This window comes from Bacillus sp. JJ864 (genome assembly GCF_036963045.1).
Classification (GTDB): domain Bacteria; phylum Bacillota; class Bacilli; order Bacillales; family Bacillaceae_G; genus Bacillus_A; species Bacillus_A pseudomycoides_C.
Genome location: NZ_JBALLY010000092.1, coordinates 1 through 15518 on the forward strand (window position 1 = coordinate 1; position 15518 = coordinate 15518).

The 15518-nt window shown below is 34.4% G+C and carries 11 protein-coding genes, 1 tRNA gene and 1 pseudogene; 5 read left to right on the top strand and 8 right to left on the bottom strand.

Annotated elements, in window-relative coordinates:
- The first annotated feature begins 308 nt into the window (after nt 1–308).
- From V7024_RS15200 to V7024_RS15215, 4 genes are all read left to right on the top strand, one after another.
- On the top strand, nt 309–791 hold the full coding sequence (locus V7024_RS15200; protein ID WP_053565306.1) for an Rrf2 family transcriptional regulator: 483 nt from the start codon (nt 309–311) through the stop codon (nt 789–791).
- A gap of 334 nt (nt 792–1125) precedes the next feature.
- Complete coding sequence (locus V7024_RS15205) at nt 1126–2508, top strand: MFS transporter (protein WP_438824471.1); 1383 nt, start codon at nt 1126–1128, stop codon at nt 2506–2508.
- A 286-nt stretch (nt 2509–2794) separates the two neighbouring features.
- Nucleotides 2795–4027 (top strand): cytochrome P450 family protein, encoded by a 1233-nt coding sequence (locus V7024_RS15210; RefSeq protein ID WP_335521403.1) that lies wholly within the window; start codon nt 2795–2797, stop codon nt 4025–4027.
- 111 nt (nt 4028–4138) lie between these two features.
- On the top strand, nt 4139–4303 hold the full coding sequence (locus V7024_RS15215; protein WP_335521405.1) for a hypothetical protein: 165 nt from the start codon (nt 4139–4141) through the stop codon (nt 4301–4303).
- 513 nt (nt 4304–4816) lie between these two features.
- Here V7024_RS15215 and yhbH read toward each other — a convergent pair.
- From yhbH to V7024_RS15230, 3 genes and pseudogenes are all read right to left on the bottom strand, one after another.
- Nucleotides 4817–5854 (bottom strand): annotated as a pseudogene (yhbH, locus tag V7024_RS15220) (sporulation protein YhbH); the annotation flags it as partial.
- 392 nt (nt 5855–6246) lie between these two features.
- Nucleotides 6247–8142 carry a PrkA family serine protein kinase gene (locus tag V7024_RS15225; RefSeq protein ID WP_335521408.1) on the bottom strand — a complete coding sequence of 632 codons (1896 nt, stop codon included), beginning with the start codon at nt 8140–8142 and terminating at the stop codon, nt 6247–6249.
- Nucleotides 8143–8572: 430 nt separating this feature from the next.
- Nucleotides 8573–10666, bottom strand: coding sequence for a sensor domain-containing protein (locus V7024_RS15230; protein WP_335521410.1), 2094 nt, complete (start codon nt 10664–10666; stop codon nt 8573–8575).
- 270 nt (nt 10667–10936) lie between these two features.
- Between V7024_RS15230 and V7024_RS15235 the strand changes: the two genes are divergently transcribed.
- Nucleotides 10937–11605 (top strand): CPBP family intramembrane glutamic endopeptidase, encoded by a 669-nt coding sequence (locus V7024_RS15235; RefSeq protein WP_335521412.1) that lies wholly within the window; start codon nt 10937–10939, stop codon nt 11603–11605.
- Between the two features lie 45 nt (nt 11606–11650).
- Here the strand turns inward: V7024_RS15235 and trmL are convergent, their stop codons facing one another.
- From trmL to V7024_RS15260, 5 genes are all read right to left on the bottom strand, one after another.
- On the bottom strand, nt 11651–12139 hold the full coding sequence (gene trmL, locus V7024_RS15240) for a tRNA (uridine(34)/cytosine(34)/5-carboxymethylaminomethyluridine(34)-2'-O)-methyltransferase TrmL (RefSeq protein ID WP_335521414.1): 489 nt from the start codon (nt 12137–12139) through the stop codon (nt 11651–11653).
- A gap of 55 nt (nt 12140–12194) precedes the next feature.
- Nucleotides 12195–13091, bottom strand: coding sequence for an amidase domain-containing protein (locus V7024_RS15245; protein ID WP_335521416.1), 897 nt, complete (start codon nt 13089–13091; stop codon nt 12195–12197).
- Between the two features lie 49 nt (nt 13092–13140).
- Nucleotides 13141–14280, bottom strand: coding sequence for a tRNA epoxyqueuosine(34) reductase QueG (gene queG / locus V7024_RS15250; protein ID WP_335521417.1), 1140 nt, complete (start codon nt 14278–14280; stop codon nt 13141–13143).
- A gap of 195 nt (nt 14281–14475) precedes the next feature.
- Nucleotides 14476–14549, bottom strand: a tRNA-Gly gene (locus tag V7024_RS15255).
- Between the two features lie 112 nt (nt 14550–14661).
- Complete coding sequence (locus V7024_RS15260) at nt 14662–15312, bottom strand: DsbA family protein (RefSeq protein ID WP_335521419.1); 651 nt, start codon at nt 15310–15312, stop codon at nt 14662–14664.
- Nucleotides 15313–15518: the final 206 nt, after the last annotated feature.

Consider the following 15518-nt stretch of genomic DNA (forward strand, 5'->3'; position numbering starts at 1 on the left):
GATATATATACATATGTGATAGATTAAAAAACTTATTGAAACTTGCATTTCTTCATGAATTCTACATGAAAGAACTTTAAAAAAAACATTTATAACATGAATTTTTTAGTATTATTCTCACTAGAATGTTATAAGAATAGCTAGTCCCTTTCTTTATTCCCCTTTTTTTGAAGTTTAATTAATTGATTTTTTTGGAAATAAATTCTTAAAATTCCCATTTATAAATTGACTGTATACCTTTTTAGGAGTAGAATCGTTTATGGATAACAATTGTCCACAAATGATTCTGTTTTAAGGATGGTTAATTTATGCGCATAAAATCTGGAATGGAACAAGCTGTTTATACTTTACTTTTGTTAACAAGAGTACCTGACCGTAATACTCTAACTTCCGAAGCAATAAGTGAACGCTTAGATGTATCCCCATCTTATTTGAAAAAGTTAATGAGATTACTGGTACAGGCCGGGCTAGTAGAATCAATAACAGGAACGAAAGGAGGATTTTCATTAGCAAGATCTCCAAAAGGGATTACTTTGTATGATATTTTCCAAGCAGTCGAAGGAAGAGGCGCTTTTTTTCAGGGAAAAGGCATGGCTCTGTCTGTTTTTGATTCAAAAGAAACTCATCCTCAAGAAGACTGTGTTTTAGCAAAGGTTATGAAAAAAGTAGAGGATAAGTGGGCTCAAGCTATGAGTGAAGAAACATTAACAACATTAATGGAGCAGATCGAAGAATTTTATGATGTAGAAAAAGTAGACGAGTGGATACGTGAGAAGACGTTGATGAACTAAAGTTTTCATAACACCGAATTATCCCTTATTTCTACAGGTATACCATAATTTCTTTTCAAGGATTGTGAATTCTAATCCAATCCAAACGAAGCAAGAATAACAATCCTATTGAATTTATGTTATAAGCATTAGGATTATTATATTAAATTAAAAATTTCAAAATGTATCACTGCTTTATCGTGTAAATCTCTTAATAGAATGGGTTATGTACATACATAATCCATTCTATTACCCTTACACTTTAATTGACCTTGTGTAATAAAATTTTTATAACTGAAAGAACGTAACTGAATGGAGGGTTTGATTAGAAATGAAATTACAACGTGCTGACAATATAAACACGGAAGCATCTAAGGTTGAAGTGCAATCATCCACTAGCATTTGGAAACTTGTTATCCTGGCAATGGGATTCGTAATGGCAACCCTTGATACAACGGTAGTAAATGTCGCAATTGCAGATATTCAAAGCTCTCTTGAAATTAACCTTACTGGAATTACGTGGGTTGTAGATGGCTATATCCTAACATTTGCTTCTTTTTTACTTGCGGGAGGTTCACTAGCCAATCGCTATGGTGCAAAAAATATTTATATACTTGGTTTAGGCTTCTTTGTATTTGCATCACTATTATGTGCTACAGCACAGACTGCAAATATTCTTATAGCAGCTCGCCTTCTTCAAGGTGCTGGAGCAGCATTATTTATGCCAAGTTCTCTTAGTCTACTTGCACTTTCTTATACAGATGAGAAACAAAGAGCCAAAATGTTTGGTATCTGGGCAGCCATAGTCTCTACATCTGCCGGCATAGGTCCTTTTGTTGGTGGCGTTTTAGTAAATTTGGCTGGATGGCAGAGTATCTTTATTATTAATCTCCCGATTGGTATTATTGCCCTATTTTTTACTTACAAGATGATTTCTCAGTCACCTCGCGTACAGAGTGAACTAAACTTTATTAGTCATGTTTTAGGCATTATTACATTAGCTGGTTTGTGTTTTACCCTAATTGAAGGTCCTTCAATGGGTTGGGTCTCTCTTCCAATTGTTAGTTCAGCCATTATAACAATTTTAACTGCAACTCTTTTTGTTGTAAGAGAACGTAAGACAGAAAATCAAATAATTCCAAGCCAATTATTTAAGAATCCCCCTTTTTCTGCGGCAAATATGGTAGGGTTCTTGCTTAACTTCTCTCTTTTTGGTGGCGTCTTTATGCTAAGTTTATTCTTACAAGAAGCTCGTGGTTCAAGTCCTTTTATAGCGGGATTACAGTTATTACCTATGATGGCGGTTTTCGTGGTAGGTAACCTTTTATTTGCTAAAGTAGCTACCCGTTTAGGTTCAAGATTACCTATGCTCGTAGCTTTATTTACAGCAGGAATTGGCTCATTGTTATTGGTGATCTTCATTTCACCATCTATGCCATATTGGTTATTAGCAGTAATTTTCTCAATAATCAATTTAGGAGTAGGTGTAACGGTTCCAGCAATGACTGCAACGGTTATGCAAGCAGCAGGGCCATCTCATGCAAATATGGCTGGAGCTACATTGAATGCAAATCGACAAATCGGTGCTTTAGTTGGTGTAGCAGTTATGGGGGTTATCATTCACTTATCAGGAGGCTGGTATAGTAGTGCAAGTAATACATTCATAACTATGACTATTGCTTATTTAGCAGCAGCACTTTTAGTGTGGCGTTTCATTCGAACCGAAACTAAATCATAATTCAATAACTGTATCATAGTACATGTGTTAATTATTACTGACTAAAATTTTAATTTATAGAGGCAGACAAAAAACAACACAAAGAGTCTGAATATTGGGAATATAAATTTCAAAAAACAAATTTTTATATACATTTTTCTTCTAATTAAACCATATAAGGTTTAATTAGAAGATTTAATATTTCGTGGTAATTGTTCTATAACTATCCGATACAAAAAAATTATTTGCTAATGAGAAGTCAACAAGATATTTCAGTTTATCTATAAAGATGAAGGGAGTTTTTCATATGCCAAAGAATTCAGGGATAAATGATGAATACACTCAACTTGATTTGTTTTCATCGAATTTTAAGAAGAATGCTTATAATTTTTATGCAAAACTTCGTACAAGTGATCCAATTCATCGTTTCACTTTTCCTAATGGTCAAACTGCCTGGTTAATTACACGTTATGAAGATGCGATAGTAGTACTAAAAGATTCTCGATTTATTAAGAATCCATATACACTTTTTAGTTCCGAACAAATTAAACAACTACTTCCGATTATGGAAACCGATATACTCATGAACCATATGTTAAACTCAGACCCACCTGACCACAATCGATTACGAAAGCTGGTACATAAAGCCTTTACACTACGAACAATCGAAGAATTAAGAGAAACCATTCAGGAAATTTCTGACGACTTATTGGATAAAGTGAAGGATAAAAAAGATATAGAGCTAATTAGTGATTTTGCATTCCCCTTACCTATTATGGTTATTTGTAAAATGTTAGGTATACCTGCAGAGGATCATAAGCAGTTTCGAGAATGGTCTAATGCCGTAGTTGAAGCTAGCAATCTTCCAGAAAAAATGCATGAATCTATTCCAAAAATAAATTCCTTCATTAACTATTTAAGCGAATTGATTAAAGTACGTCGCAACAATCCTAGTAATGATCTTATTACAGCATTAATAAGCAATGAATCTAAAGAAGAACAACTTACTGAAAAAGAAATGTATTCCATGATTTTCTTATTAATCGTTGCCGGACACGAAACAACTGTCAATTTAATCGGCAATGGTATTTTAGCTTTACTACAACACCCAGAGGAACTAGAGAAACTTAAAAATAACCCCAATCTCATTCAACCTGCAGTTGAGGAATTGTTACGCTTCTATAGCCCTGTAGAATTAACAACTAATCGATGGGCAAGTGAAGAAATCGTTTTTCAGAACAAAGTAATTCAGAAAGGTGACATGGTTGTAGTATCACTAGCTTCTGCTAACCGAGATGAGAGACAATTTAAAGATCCAGAGAAGTTAAATATCACACGAAAAAACAATCCTCATCTAGCCTTTGGTATGGGAATCCATTTCTGTTTGGGTGCACCATTAGCTCGCCTTGAGGGGCAGATTGCAATCAATACCTTATTACGCAAAATGCCAAATATGCAACTGAATGCACATCTCGAAACATTAGTATGGAGACCTACTTATTTAATGCGTGGATTAATTGAATTGCCAATAACTATTTAAGAGAAGCAGGTGGAATTCAATTATTTATTATAGAAATTTTTATCATAAAATATATCGCCAAAAAGATTTTTATATATGAAAACTAATCTTATAATATGAAAGGAAAGAAATATGAATAAAAAGCCTTTAAATATACTTGGGTTATCTAAAATCGCTACTATAGGAATTGCATTAGGATTTGCTTCATATGCCTTAAACCGAAACCAAAAAACACAGTTTGTAAGTATGAAATGTACTCGCTCAAAAAATCAACATAATACAAACTCTCCTTCTTAATAACATATATTGAAAGATCAAGCACAAAATATTAAAGCCTATAAAACAAATTTGGCGGTATGTATTGATACCATATACACTATCCATACCGCCTGGGATACCAGCAAAATAATATTTTGGAATACTCCCACTGCAAGGGGTGTCATTCACACTATAACGAAATTATATACTAAGCAAATTCGACATAAAATAAGCCAAATTTTCTACTCTAAAGAAAATTTGGCTCTTATTTTTTATAAATTATTTTCTCTTTATTTGCTTCAATTAATTTTGAATTCAAATTTCCCTAGCCAAAACTATCATCAAAATGATAAACGTTAGTAGTATTGGCTTAGCGTGTATTTTACAACAAAATATTGATGCTACCACTTGTCGCACAAAAAAATATAAACAAATCCAAAATAAATTATGTAATTCCCCCAAAAAACTTGTACATATAAATAAAAACGCCAAAATTACTTTGTTTTTCCTAATAGATTCTTATAAAAAATATGTTTGGGTATATGGTGAAGTATTATACTGGTTCACCTCTCCATACCCAAACATGTTAGATACTTTCATCAACTCCTGCACAAGTTTGACACAGCGTGCATTATCAGAGGTTAAATTATCTCCATCTGAGAAATGGAATGGATATATGTTATAGCGTTCCGGAGAATATTTTGTTTCGATCAGTTCTAATGCTTTTCGGTATGCTGAGGAACAAATGGTTCCACCGCTTTCGCCTTTTGAGAAAAATTCTTCTTCTGTAACAACTTTTGCTTCTGTATGGTGCGCGATAAATTCAATATCAACTGTTTCATATTTTGTACGTAAAAAACGAGACATCCAGAAGAAAAAGCTGCGGGCCATATATTTTTCCCAAAGTCCCATCGAACCGCTCGTATCCATCATTGCTAACACAACAGCTTTTGATTCTGGCTTTAAAACTTCGTTCCACGTACGGAATTTTAAATCTTCTCGTTTAATTGGGTGGAAGGCCGGATTACCATTCATTGCATTTCGTTTATAAGCAGAGATTATCGTCCGTTTTTTATCAATATTTCCCCAAAGGCCCATTTTACGAATGTCGTTAAATTCAATATGTTCAATGCGATTTTCGTCCATTTCTTTCTGCTGTAAATTAGGAAGCTCTAATTCTTTAAAAAATGCTTGCTCAAGCTCTAAAATCGATACTTCCGCCTCGTAATAGTCTTCTCCTGCAGAATCTCCTGCGCCTTTCCCTTTTCCTGGTCCTTTTTGTTTTTGGCCGCTAGATCCATCTCTTGCTACAACATCACCAACTTTACTATCGCCGGTTCCTTGACCAACATGCTTATTTTTATCATAGTTATAACGAATTTTATATTCATCTAGTGAACGGATTGGTATTTTCACAACATCCCTGCCATTGGACATGATAATGCTCTCTTCTGTAACAAGGTCTGGTAAATTATTTTTTATTGCCTCTTGTACTTTTTCTTGATGACGTTGCTGATCATCGTGTCCTTTACGATGGAGGGACCAATTTTCCTGTGAGATCGTATAATTGTATTGATTTTCTTCTGTCATTCCTTTCCCTCCTTACATAGTTTTTTATGCTTTCATAAAAACACATTCTAAAACATGAGCTTCTTAGTTAGAAAATAAATGATGAAGAAATACACTTCATCATTAAGAAAGAAACACAATGCATTGTTGCACACTTTACGGCCCTGCAACATATTGTATTGTGTTGACTTTTTTCTGTATGAATGGTTGGTTACTCTATCATATGCTGGTTGTGAAAATAATTGACAAATAAATTCATAAGATTGCATTTTAATTTATTCATAGTGGACAAGCATTGCCTTTATATAAATTAAAGTTGAAAGACGACAGAAAAAAACCTTTTCTTTTCATGTTTTAAGCAACATATACAAAAAAACTGCCTCAAGTAAGAGACAGCTTTTCTGCTATGATGATTATCGATTTAATAAGCTACCTACATAGCGGAGCAATTCGTTTGCGGATGTGGAATTGTAGCCATGTTCATCAATTAATCGGGCTACAACATTATTAATTTTCTTCAACTGATTTTCATCCGGCGTTTTCGTTGACGTCGTAATCTTCACAACATCCTTCAAATCAGCGAATAGTTTCTTCTGGATTGCCTCGCGAAGACGTTCATGCGAATTATAATCAAATCGTTTCCCTTTGCGGGCATATGCAGAAATGCGGATTAAAATTTCTTCACGGAACGCTTTCTTCGCATTTTCAGAAATGCCAATTTGTTCTTCAATAGAGCGCATCAGTTTTTCATCCGCACTCATTTCTTCTCCAGTTAATGGATCACGCAGTTTTGATTTATTGCAGTATGCTTCTACGTTATCTAAATAATTATCCATCAGTGTCTTCGCTGATTCTTCATATGAATATACAAACGCTTTTTGTACTTCTTTCTTCGCAATCTCATCATACTCTTTACGCGCTAATGAAATGAAATTCATGTAGCGTTCACGATCCTCATTACTAATGGATGGATGTTGATCTAATCCGTCCTTTAAAGAACGTAATACATCTAAAGCATTAATGGATGCTACTTCTTTACGAATAATTGTAGAAGAAATACGGTTAATGACATAACGCGGATCAATTCCACTCATACCTTCATCTTGATATTCCCGCTGCAATTCTTCTACATCAATAGAATTGTATCCTTCTACCATTTCACCATCATATAAACGCATTTTCTTAATTAAATCGATGTCTGGCCGCTTCGGATCTTTTAAGCGTGTTAAAATGGTAAACATCGCTGCGACGCGAAGTGTATGCGGTGCGATATGCACATCGGAAACATCACTTTCATGAATCATTTTCTCATAAATATGCTCTTCCTCACTTACCCGTAAATTATATGGAATTGGCATTACAATAATCCGTGAATGAAGTGCTTCATTTTTCTTATTCGAAATAAAGGAACGATATTCTGTTTCATTCGTATGAGCAACAATTAGCTCATCTGCGGAGATTAATGCAAATCGACCTGCTTTAAAATTGCCTTCTTGCGTTAGTGATAATAAATGCCATAAAAATTTTTCATCACATTTTAACATCTCTTGAAATTCCATCATTCCGCGATTTGCTTTATTTAACTCCCCGTCAAAACGGTAAGCGCGCGGATCAGATTCTGAACCAAATTCGGCAATCGTAGAAAAATCAATACTACCTGTTAAATCAGCAATATCTTGTGATTTCGGATCAGATGGACTAAATGTTCCAATCCCTGTTCTGCGATCTTCCGAGAAGAAAATCCGCTCAACAATTACATCTTCAATTCTACCGCCGTACTCTTGTTCTAGACGCATTAAGTTTAATGGTGATAAATTCCCTTCAATCCGCACTCCATACTCTGCATAAAAGTCTTCACGTAAATGATGCGGGATAAGATGAAGCGGATCTTCATGCATCGGGCAACCTTTTATAGCAAAAACCGAACCACGATCAGTATGTGAATATGCCTCTAATCCGCGCTTTAACATTGTAACTAATGTAGATTTCCCGCCACTAACTGGTCCCATCAATAATAGAATTCGTTTTCTTACGTCTAATCGTTTTGCAGATGGATGAAAATACTCTTCTACAAGACGCTCTAATGCTTCTTCTAATCCAAATAATTGATTACTGAAGAAATTATATTTTCTTTTGCCGTCTACTTCCTCAATTCCAGCATCCTTTACCATATTATAAATACGAGAATGCGCTGTTTGTGCCACCCATGGTCTTTCTTTCAGAAACTCTAAATAGTCAGCAAATGTCCCTTCCCACTTTAAACGCTCTTCTGCTTCCCGGTGCTGTTCGATTTTCTTTAAAATATCCATTATAGCTCCTCCCCCATCTCCTTGTTCAAGCGGATTATTATAAAAGTATGCAAGGATGTCCTTAAACATTCATACGAATCTAAATGAAATCGTACACAAACTTTATAAAGTTTATTACCAAAATTGAAAGAAAATTCGGTATAATGAAAATGATAGAGATAAATATGAATGGGGGCTATGCTCATGAAGCTTTTATTAATTTTAGGTGTTATGCTCACATTTCTTACTGCTATTTTTACATCAGGATACAATGATAAACCAAGAGCAAAGTAAAGTGAAACTTCCATCAGTGGTGTCCTGATGGTTAGTTGAACGAATCGGGCTTTTACGGGCAGTTATCCCCCTCCTATCCTCTTCGATTCTCTCTGACTCTTGAGGTGGGGGTCTTACTGCCCACGAATAGCGGGATAAAAAGTGATGAGCATGCTCATCACTTTTTACCTGTCATAAAATAAAGTCTCTCCATATCACTTACAGAAAGAGGTTTATTAAAATAATAACCTTGGGCTACAATTGCATTTTTTTCTTTCAAAAATTGAACCTGTTCTGCGTCTTCTACTCCTTCAGCAATGACGTTTAAGCCTAACGTATGAGCAAGATGAATAATAGCTGTCGTAATATTTGCCCCTTTTTCATCAGCACCTACTTCTTGCATAAAAGAGCGATCAATTTTTAAAGTATCAATTGGATATCGTTTTAAGTAACTCAGTGACGAATATCCCGTTCCAAAGTCATCAAGATGAATATTCAAATTCTTTTCCTTCAAACGAAGAAGCACTTGCTCTGATAATTCTTTATGCATTAATGCTCCTTCTGTAATTTCAAGTGTTACTAAATGCGGTGGAATGTCATATGTCATTAAAGCATCCGTAATAACCTCTATTAATGTAAAAGAACAAAAGTGCTTTGCTGAAATATTTACTGCAATTGGTACAGGAGTAATTCCCTTATCTAGCCATTCACGTATTTGTCTACATACTTCATGTAATACCCACTCATCAATTTTCAGAATAAATCCCGTTCTTTCGGCAATTGGAATAAATTCTCCTGGTGAAACATTTCCGATTTCTTTATTATTCCAGCGAAGTAAAGCTTCCATTCCGACCATCTTTTCTGTCATGATGTTAACTTGCGGCTGATAATTTAATATAAATTCATTTCGCTCTATCGCTTGATATAATTGATTTTCAATGATAAGTTGTTTCTCACGCTGCGCACTAAGATCACAAGAATAAAAACTATAATTACCTTTTCCTTGCTCTTTCGCACATTCTAGTGCTAGATCAACACGCTTAAATAATGTTTGTTCATCTTCTCCATCTATAGGAGACATGACAACTCCAATAGAAGCGCTCACATACACTTCTCCTTCTTTCATTACAAAACGCTTCTCCATTTCTTTTAACAGCCTTGGAACAAATTCTTCTGCATATTCTTTATCTGCATTTTCTATTACAATGACAAACTGATCACCATGCGCCCTAAAAAGATATGCCCCGTTTGGAATAAGGGATTCTAAACGTCTTGCTACATTGGTTAATACTTTATCTCCAGTTTCATGACCAAATGTATCATTAATGAAATGAAAGTGATCTAAATCTACAAACATAAGTGTAAATTTCTTGTTCTCCTTGAACAAACGAGTTAACATCTCTGTGCACGCAATACGATTCAATAAGCCCGTCAATTGATCATAATAAGCTAAATACTCTGTTTTCTGTTCATTTAATATTTGCTTCGTCACATCTCGGGCGATGACGTATACACCGATTATACTGCCATTAATAATAATGGGAACTGTTCGAAATGATACATACAATTCATAGCCATTTTTATGATCATATTTATGTCCAAAAAGTTGCGTAGAATGACCTTGCACTGTTTCTTTGAACATGCTTTGAAACTCATTTATATAATCTCCTTCAATATATTGAAAGATAGATTGATTTTTTAACTCTGCAGCTTCGTGACCAAAAATCTTATATGTTGCAGGGTTTGCATACATAATTCTTCCTGTTAAGTCAAGCGACATAATTGCATCATCATTATATTCTAATAACGATTTGAATAACATTTGCTTTTCCTGCATCTCTGTCTTTTCCTGTACATGCGCTGTAATGTTACGCTTAATACAAATAATATATTTACATATACCGTTATTGCAACATACAGGGTTTAATAATGACTCATAATGCAAAATTTCTCCTGTATCTAAAGTCATATAATCACGAAAAGTACTTGTCTTTTTCTTTTTTAAAGCCTCCTCATATTGTATTTGCAATACATAAGCAACATCCGGAGGCAATAATTCTTGAAATGTCTTTCCATGATAACTTGTATCTACATTCAAATGTTGTAGCCCTTTTTCATTTATATATACATATTGAAACCATTTATTTTCTACAACTTTTACAATAAACACTAAATCCTGAATGGCATGAAGCAAGCCTTGGTGAATTAAAGTCATATCTATTCCCTGTAAAGGGTTAACTACATCTTTCTTATTTGCAAATAGTTCCTTCATCAACATCGCAACCCGTCTTATGTTATATTTATATATTCTATTTTAATGGAATTTGTCTTTTTTTGAAACAGGTGCAAGCCTTTATAAAAAAATATTAATTTTCTTATCAAAAAAGTGCCGGTTTAGAATAAAGGTTGATATTAAAGCCTACATATTAAGAATCTCATATCTAACTAAAAAAGTAGGTTAGCTTCATATTATTATAATAGGTAAATTGTGGTATAATTTCCGCATTGCAATATTAGTTTTTCACATTTTGGGAGGGTAATAATGGAAATGAAATTACAACCAGAAAGTAAGCCAATAGTAACTGATGTGAAAATATTATTAATATATCTATTTATATTCAACTTTGTTTGGATTTTTAAAGAATTATGGTTAGTACAGTATATTGAGCCATTGAGTGAAGTTACATCCACATTTTTAAATGCATCCATTAAGATTCTCATATGGATATTCCCTGTCTGCTTATACATAAAGTATTACTTACACGCTAATCCAATTAAGTATTTAAAAATGGAAGATGTAAATAAAGGTATGCTTTGGGGAACATTTCTTTTGCTGCTTCTAGGTCTTTATTTTATTTTTGAAGTATCCATTTTAAATGATCAACCTTTTAATTTTAAATTATCTTTAAATAACTATATGAATGGAATCCTGTTGGTTGGAATTACTGAAGAAATTGTATTCCGAGGTTTCATTTTACAAGAACTTAACAAAAGATTATCTTTTTGGAAGGCTAACATAATCACTTCTTTTTTATTTCTAATCATACACTACGCTATTTGGATCTATGATGGCGTATTCTTTGACCTTTGGAGTCATATCTATGTTTTTCTAATTGGCATATTCTTTGGACTAGTATTTAAAAAGACAGGATCGCTTTGGTCAGTTGTTATATTGCATTCCTTTCACAATTTACTTGTTAGTATTATGTAATCAAACTTTATTTTAAAACTACAAAAAGCCGTCATAAGACGGCTTTTAATAAACAATTTCTACATCTAATCCTGGAAAATTTTGTTGACGTAATGCTTCATAAATCAAAATAGCTGCAGTATTAGATAAGTTTAAAGAACGAACTTTATCAGTCATTGGGATGCGTAAGCAACGATCAAAATTATGTTCAATCACATTTGCTGGAAGACCATTTGTTTCTCTTCCAAATACGAAATAATAATCTTTTTCTACGTTGCTATAATCAAATGTTGTGTGTGCTTTCTCTCCATACTTTGTTAAGTAGAAAAACTCACCATTTGCATTTTTTTCAAAAAATTCCTCAATAGAGTCATAATACGTAATTTTTACGTGCTCCCAATAATCTAATCCAGCACGCTTTAACGCTTTATCGTCAGTAGAAAATCCAAGCGGTCTAATTAAATGTAATTCCGTACCAGTTGCTGCACAACTACGCGCAATATTACCTGTATTCGCTGGAATTTCTGGTTGATATAAAACAACATGTATTCCCACAATGTTCACCTCAATCTTTTTCTACTACGTATTATACCACTTGGATAAAAAATCTCTAGTCATTATCGAGAATATGAAAAAACTTATACTTCATTTGTGGTGTATACTTACTTGAATCTTCATAGTCCCAATACCGTCTGCGACTATTGGCAGAATGTGCATTTACAAGAGGCATACCATTCGCATCTTTTGCTACGACAATTGTCGTATGATTCCATCTTCCATCATTTTCAAAATCATATACAATGATATCTCCAAGCATTAGATCCTGTGGCTTCTCAACTTGCTTTGCTCGAAGTCCTAGAGAATCACTTGATAAGTACCAATGAAAAGAATGAGCCACCGCCCAGCTCCAGCTCCATTGGCGATTTTGCTGCCACCATCCACTGCGAATATTCGGATATCCAGTCATTGGTGTTTCACCAGCATGCAGACATTGCGAAATAAAATTTGTACAATTATCAGGAAAGTTCTGATAAGCTGGATTCCGATCATCCCACCATCGCTCTGCATATTTCACTGCCTCTAAGCGATTATAACTGTATGGAACATATTGTCCTTTTCCCTTTGTTACTTCACGTTCCAACGTTCCAATTTTCTGTTCATCTATCGGCGTTCCAATTGCGATATCTTGCTTGATACATCCATCTTCTAATCGTAAACGCCTCTCCATTTGTTCTTCCTCGACATAAAATAAATGTTGATGACGAATAAAATACTGAAAATGAATTTGATAATCTACCTCATCATAGTCCACACCTTTTAACTGTCTCATAAAAGATACGTTAGCATTACTTTTTACTATCTCAGCATTCCGGCTTTTAAAGAGCTTCTTTTTACGGTGTAACATGTCAACAATATCATCTGAAATTTCTGCTTCATTCATACGTTTATTTGTTATATAATCCAATTTCCTTTGCAGACACTGTTGAAGATGCTGTTTTATAGACATAGAGTCTCCCCTCCCCTTATTACAATATGAGGGACCTAAGGATAATCTGCTATTTTTTCTCAGCTAACAATTCAAGACCACGATTCATCTCACGAAGCACTTCTTCATCTTTTTCCCGCTCTTTCGCTTTTTCAATCGCCTCTTGCACCCCTTCTCCGCCAATTTTCCCTAAGGACCACGCCGCTGTGCCGCGAATAACCGGACGAGGATCTTCTTTCATAACAGCAATTAAATCTGGAATGGCCGTTTCATCTTTAAAATGAGCGAGTGCCAAGATTGCATTTCGCTGCAACGGCTTTTTCCCTCGCCACGATCCAGACATGATTCCATACTTTTCTTTAAAGTCACGATTGCTAATGGTCAGAAGGGGTTTTAATAGCGGCTTTACAAGTTCAGGATCAGGTTCCATTTCCGGATGATTATGAAAGTCTATCCCTTTGTTTTTTGGACAAACAGTTTGACACGTATCGCATCCGTAAATGCGATTTCCAATCTTATCTCGATATTCTTCTGGAAGAAAACCTTTCGTTTGCGTTAAAAACGCAATGCATTTTTGAGAATCTAATTGTCCTCCTTGGACAAGCGCCCCTGTCGGACAAACATCAATACACTTTGTACAGCTCCCGCATTGATCTTCAATTGGAGTATCTGGTGGAAAAGGAATATTTGTAATCATCTCGCCTAAATAAACATACGACCCAAACTCCGGCGTAATAATGGAACAGTTCTTTCCACTCCACCCAATGCCTGCTCGCTCTGAAACAGCCCGGTCGCTTAATTCTCCCGTATCCACCATAGATTTGACCTCTATATTTGGTAAACGTTCGATTAAATATGCCTCTAGCTTCTCTAAACGATCACGCAAAACAAGATGATAATCTTGTCCCCAAGAAGCGCGGCAAAAAATGCCTCGTCTCTCTCCTCGTTTGCTTTGTGGTGCATTTTTTAACTTCGAAGGATACGCCAATGCAATGGCAATAATTGATTTTGCACCTGGTAATAATAACTCCGGGTTCGTTCTCTTTTCTATATCTGATTCTTCAAAACCTGATTGATATCCTAATTGTTGCTGCTGAATAAGACGCTGCCTCAATTCCTCAAATGGAGAAGCACTCGCAAAGCCTATCTTATCAATACCAATTGTTTTACTATACGCAATAACATCTTGTTTTAATTGTTCAAAATTCACATTTACTCTCCTTATAGCATGACAAGCAGTCATTTGGATTCAATTATTCATTAGCCAAAAGATCCATTTCATTTTACACATTACTATTTTTGCATATATTCATGCACTCAAAACATAAAAAAACGCAATGCTTCGTTTATCTAAGAAACGAAACACTGCGTTGATCACAATTATAAAAAAATTCGAAATAAGTTCTGGAGCGGGTGAAGAGAATCGAACTCTCGACCAGAGCTTGGAAGGCTCTTGTTTTACCACTAAACTACACCCGCAAATATAAAGAAAATATTAATTTTTTGTTAACTTATGTTAAGAAGTATAACATGTAGTATAAGGTAGCGCAATAATTTTATCGAAAAAAGTCGAAAAGTGATGAATATCTCATCACTTTTTCGTAACTTTATCAATTGCCGCCTTAATGCTATCATAATCTGGATTAACAAGTTTACCATTTACATATAGAGATGGTGCACCTTGTACTTTTAATTTTTGAGCAAGGTCAAAATCTTTCTGTACTTTATCTTTTATTTCCTTACTCTTTACATCCTTTTTAAACTTCTCTACATCAATCGTAGGTAGCTTTTGTTTTACTATATCTAGTACTAGATCCTCTGTAATCCACTCTTCTTTTTCATTCTTTTGATTTTGATATATTTCATCATAAAATGTCCAAAACGCTTTTGGATCTTGCTTATAAATTGCTTCTCCAGCTGCTGCGCCTAGATCAGAGTCTTTCCCGATAAAAGGAAAATTAATGAAATGAAGCTGAACTTTTCCTTTATTAATATACTCTTCCTTTAAGCGTGGCAATACAGTTACATCCCATGTACGACAAGCTGGACATTTAAAATCTCCAAATTCCACAATATGAATTGGAGCATCTTTCTCTCCTATAGATTGCTGTGTACCATATAAAAAGGTATCTTTTCCTTTTTCTTTCTTATCGTTCACAAGACTAAATACAATCGTACCGATTACAATAAGTACTGCAACAGAAAAAATAACACCGAGAATCATAATATTTTTTGATTTCATATTCATTCCTCTTTAATGTTTTATTCTTTGTATACCACTATACATACAATATTTATGATAGCAATTCTCATATAAACAGTCCATTGAAGTTGCTCATAAAATAAACAAAATCAAATAAATGTGACAATATTGTGTCTCACTTCTCTTCCATTCATTCACATAAAGTGAAACTTTAATCAGTGGGGGGTTTCTTCATCCCCCACTGA

Excerpts from the sequence above, each read along its gene's own strand:
- V7024_RS15200 (WP_053565306.1), top strand. The coding sequence starts at position 309 with ATGCGCATAAAATCTGGAATGGAACAAGCTGTTTATACTTTACTTTTG.
- V7024_RS15210 (WP_335521403.1), top strand. The coding sequence starts at position 2,795 with ATGCCAAAGAATTCAGGGATAAATGATGAATACACTCAACTTGATTTG.
- V7024_RS15215 (WP_335521405.1), top strand. The coding sequence starts at position 4,139 with ATGAATAAAAAGCCTTTAAATATACTTGGGTTATCTAAAATCGCTACT.
- V7024_RS15225 (WP_335521408.1), bottom strand. The coding sequence starts at position 8,142 with ATGGATATTTTAAAGAAAATCGAACAGCACCGGGAAGCAGAAGAGCGT.
- V7024_RS15230 (WP_335521410.1), bottom strand. The coding sequence starts at position 10,666 with ATGAAGGAACTATTTGCAAATAAGAAAGATGTAGTTAACCCTTTACAG.
- V7024_RS15235 (WP_335521412.1), top strand. The coding sequence starts at position 10,937 with ATGGAAATGAAATTACAACCAGAAAGTAAGCCAATAGTAACTGATGTG.
- V7024_RS15245 (WP_335521416.1), bottom strand. The coding sequence starts at position 13,091 with ATGTCTATAAAACAGCATCTTCAACAGTGTCTGCAAAGGAAATTGGAT.
- V7024_RS15260 (WP_335521419.1), bottom strand. The coding sequence starts at position 15,312 with ATGAAATCAAAAAATATTATGATTCTCGGTGTTATTTTTTCTGTTGCA.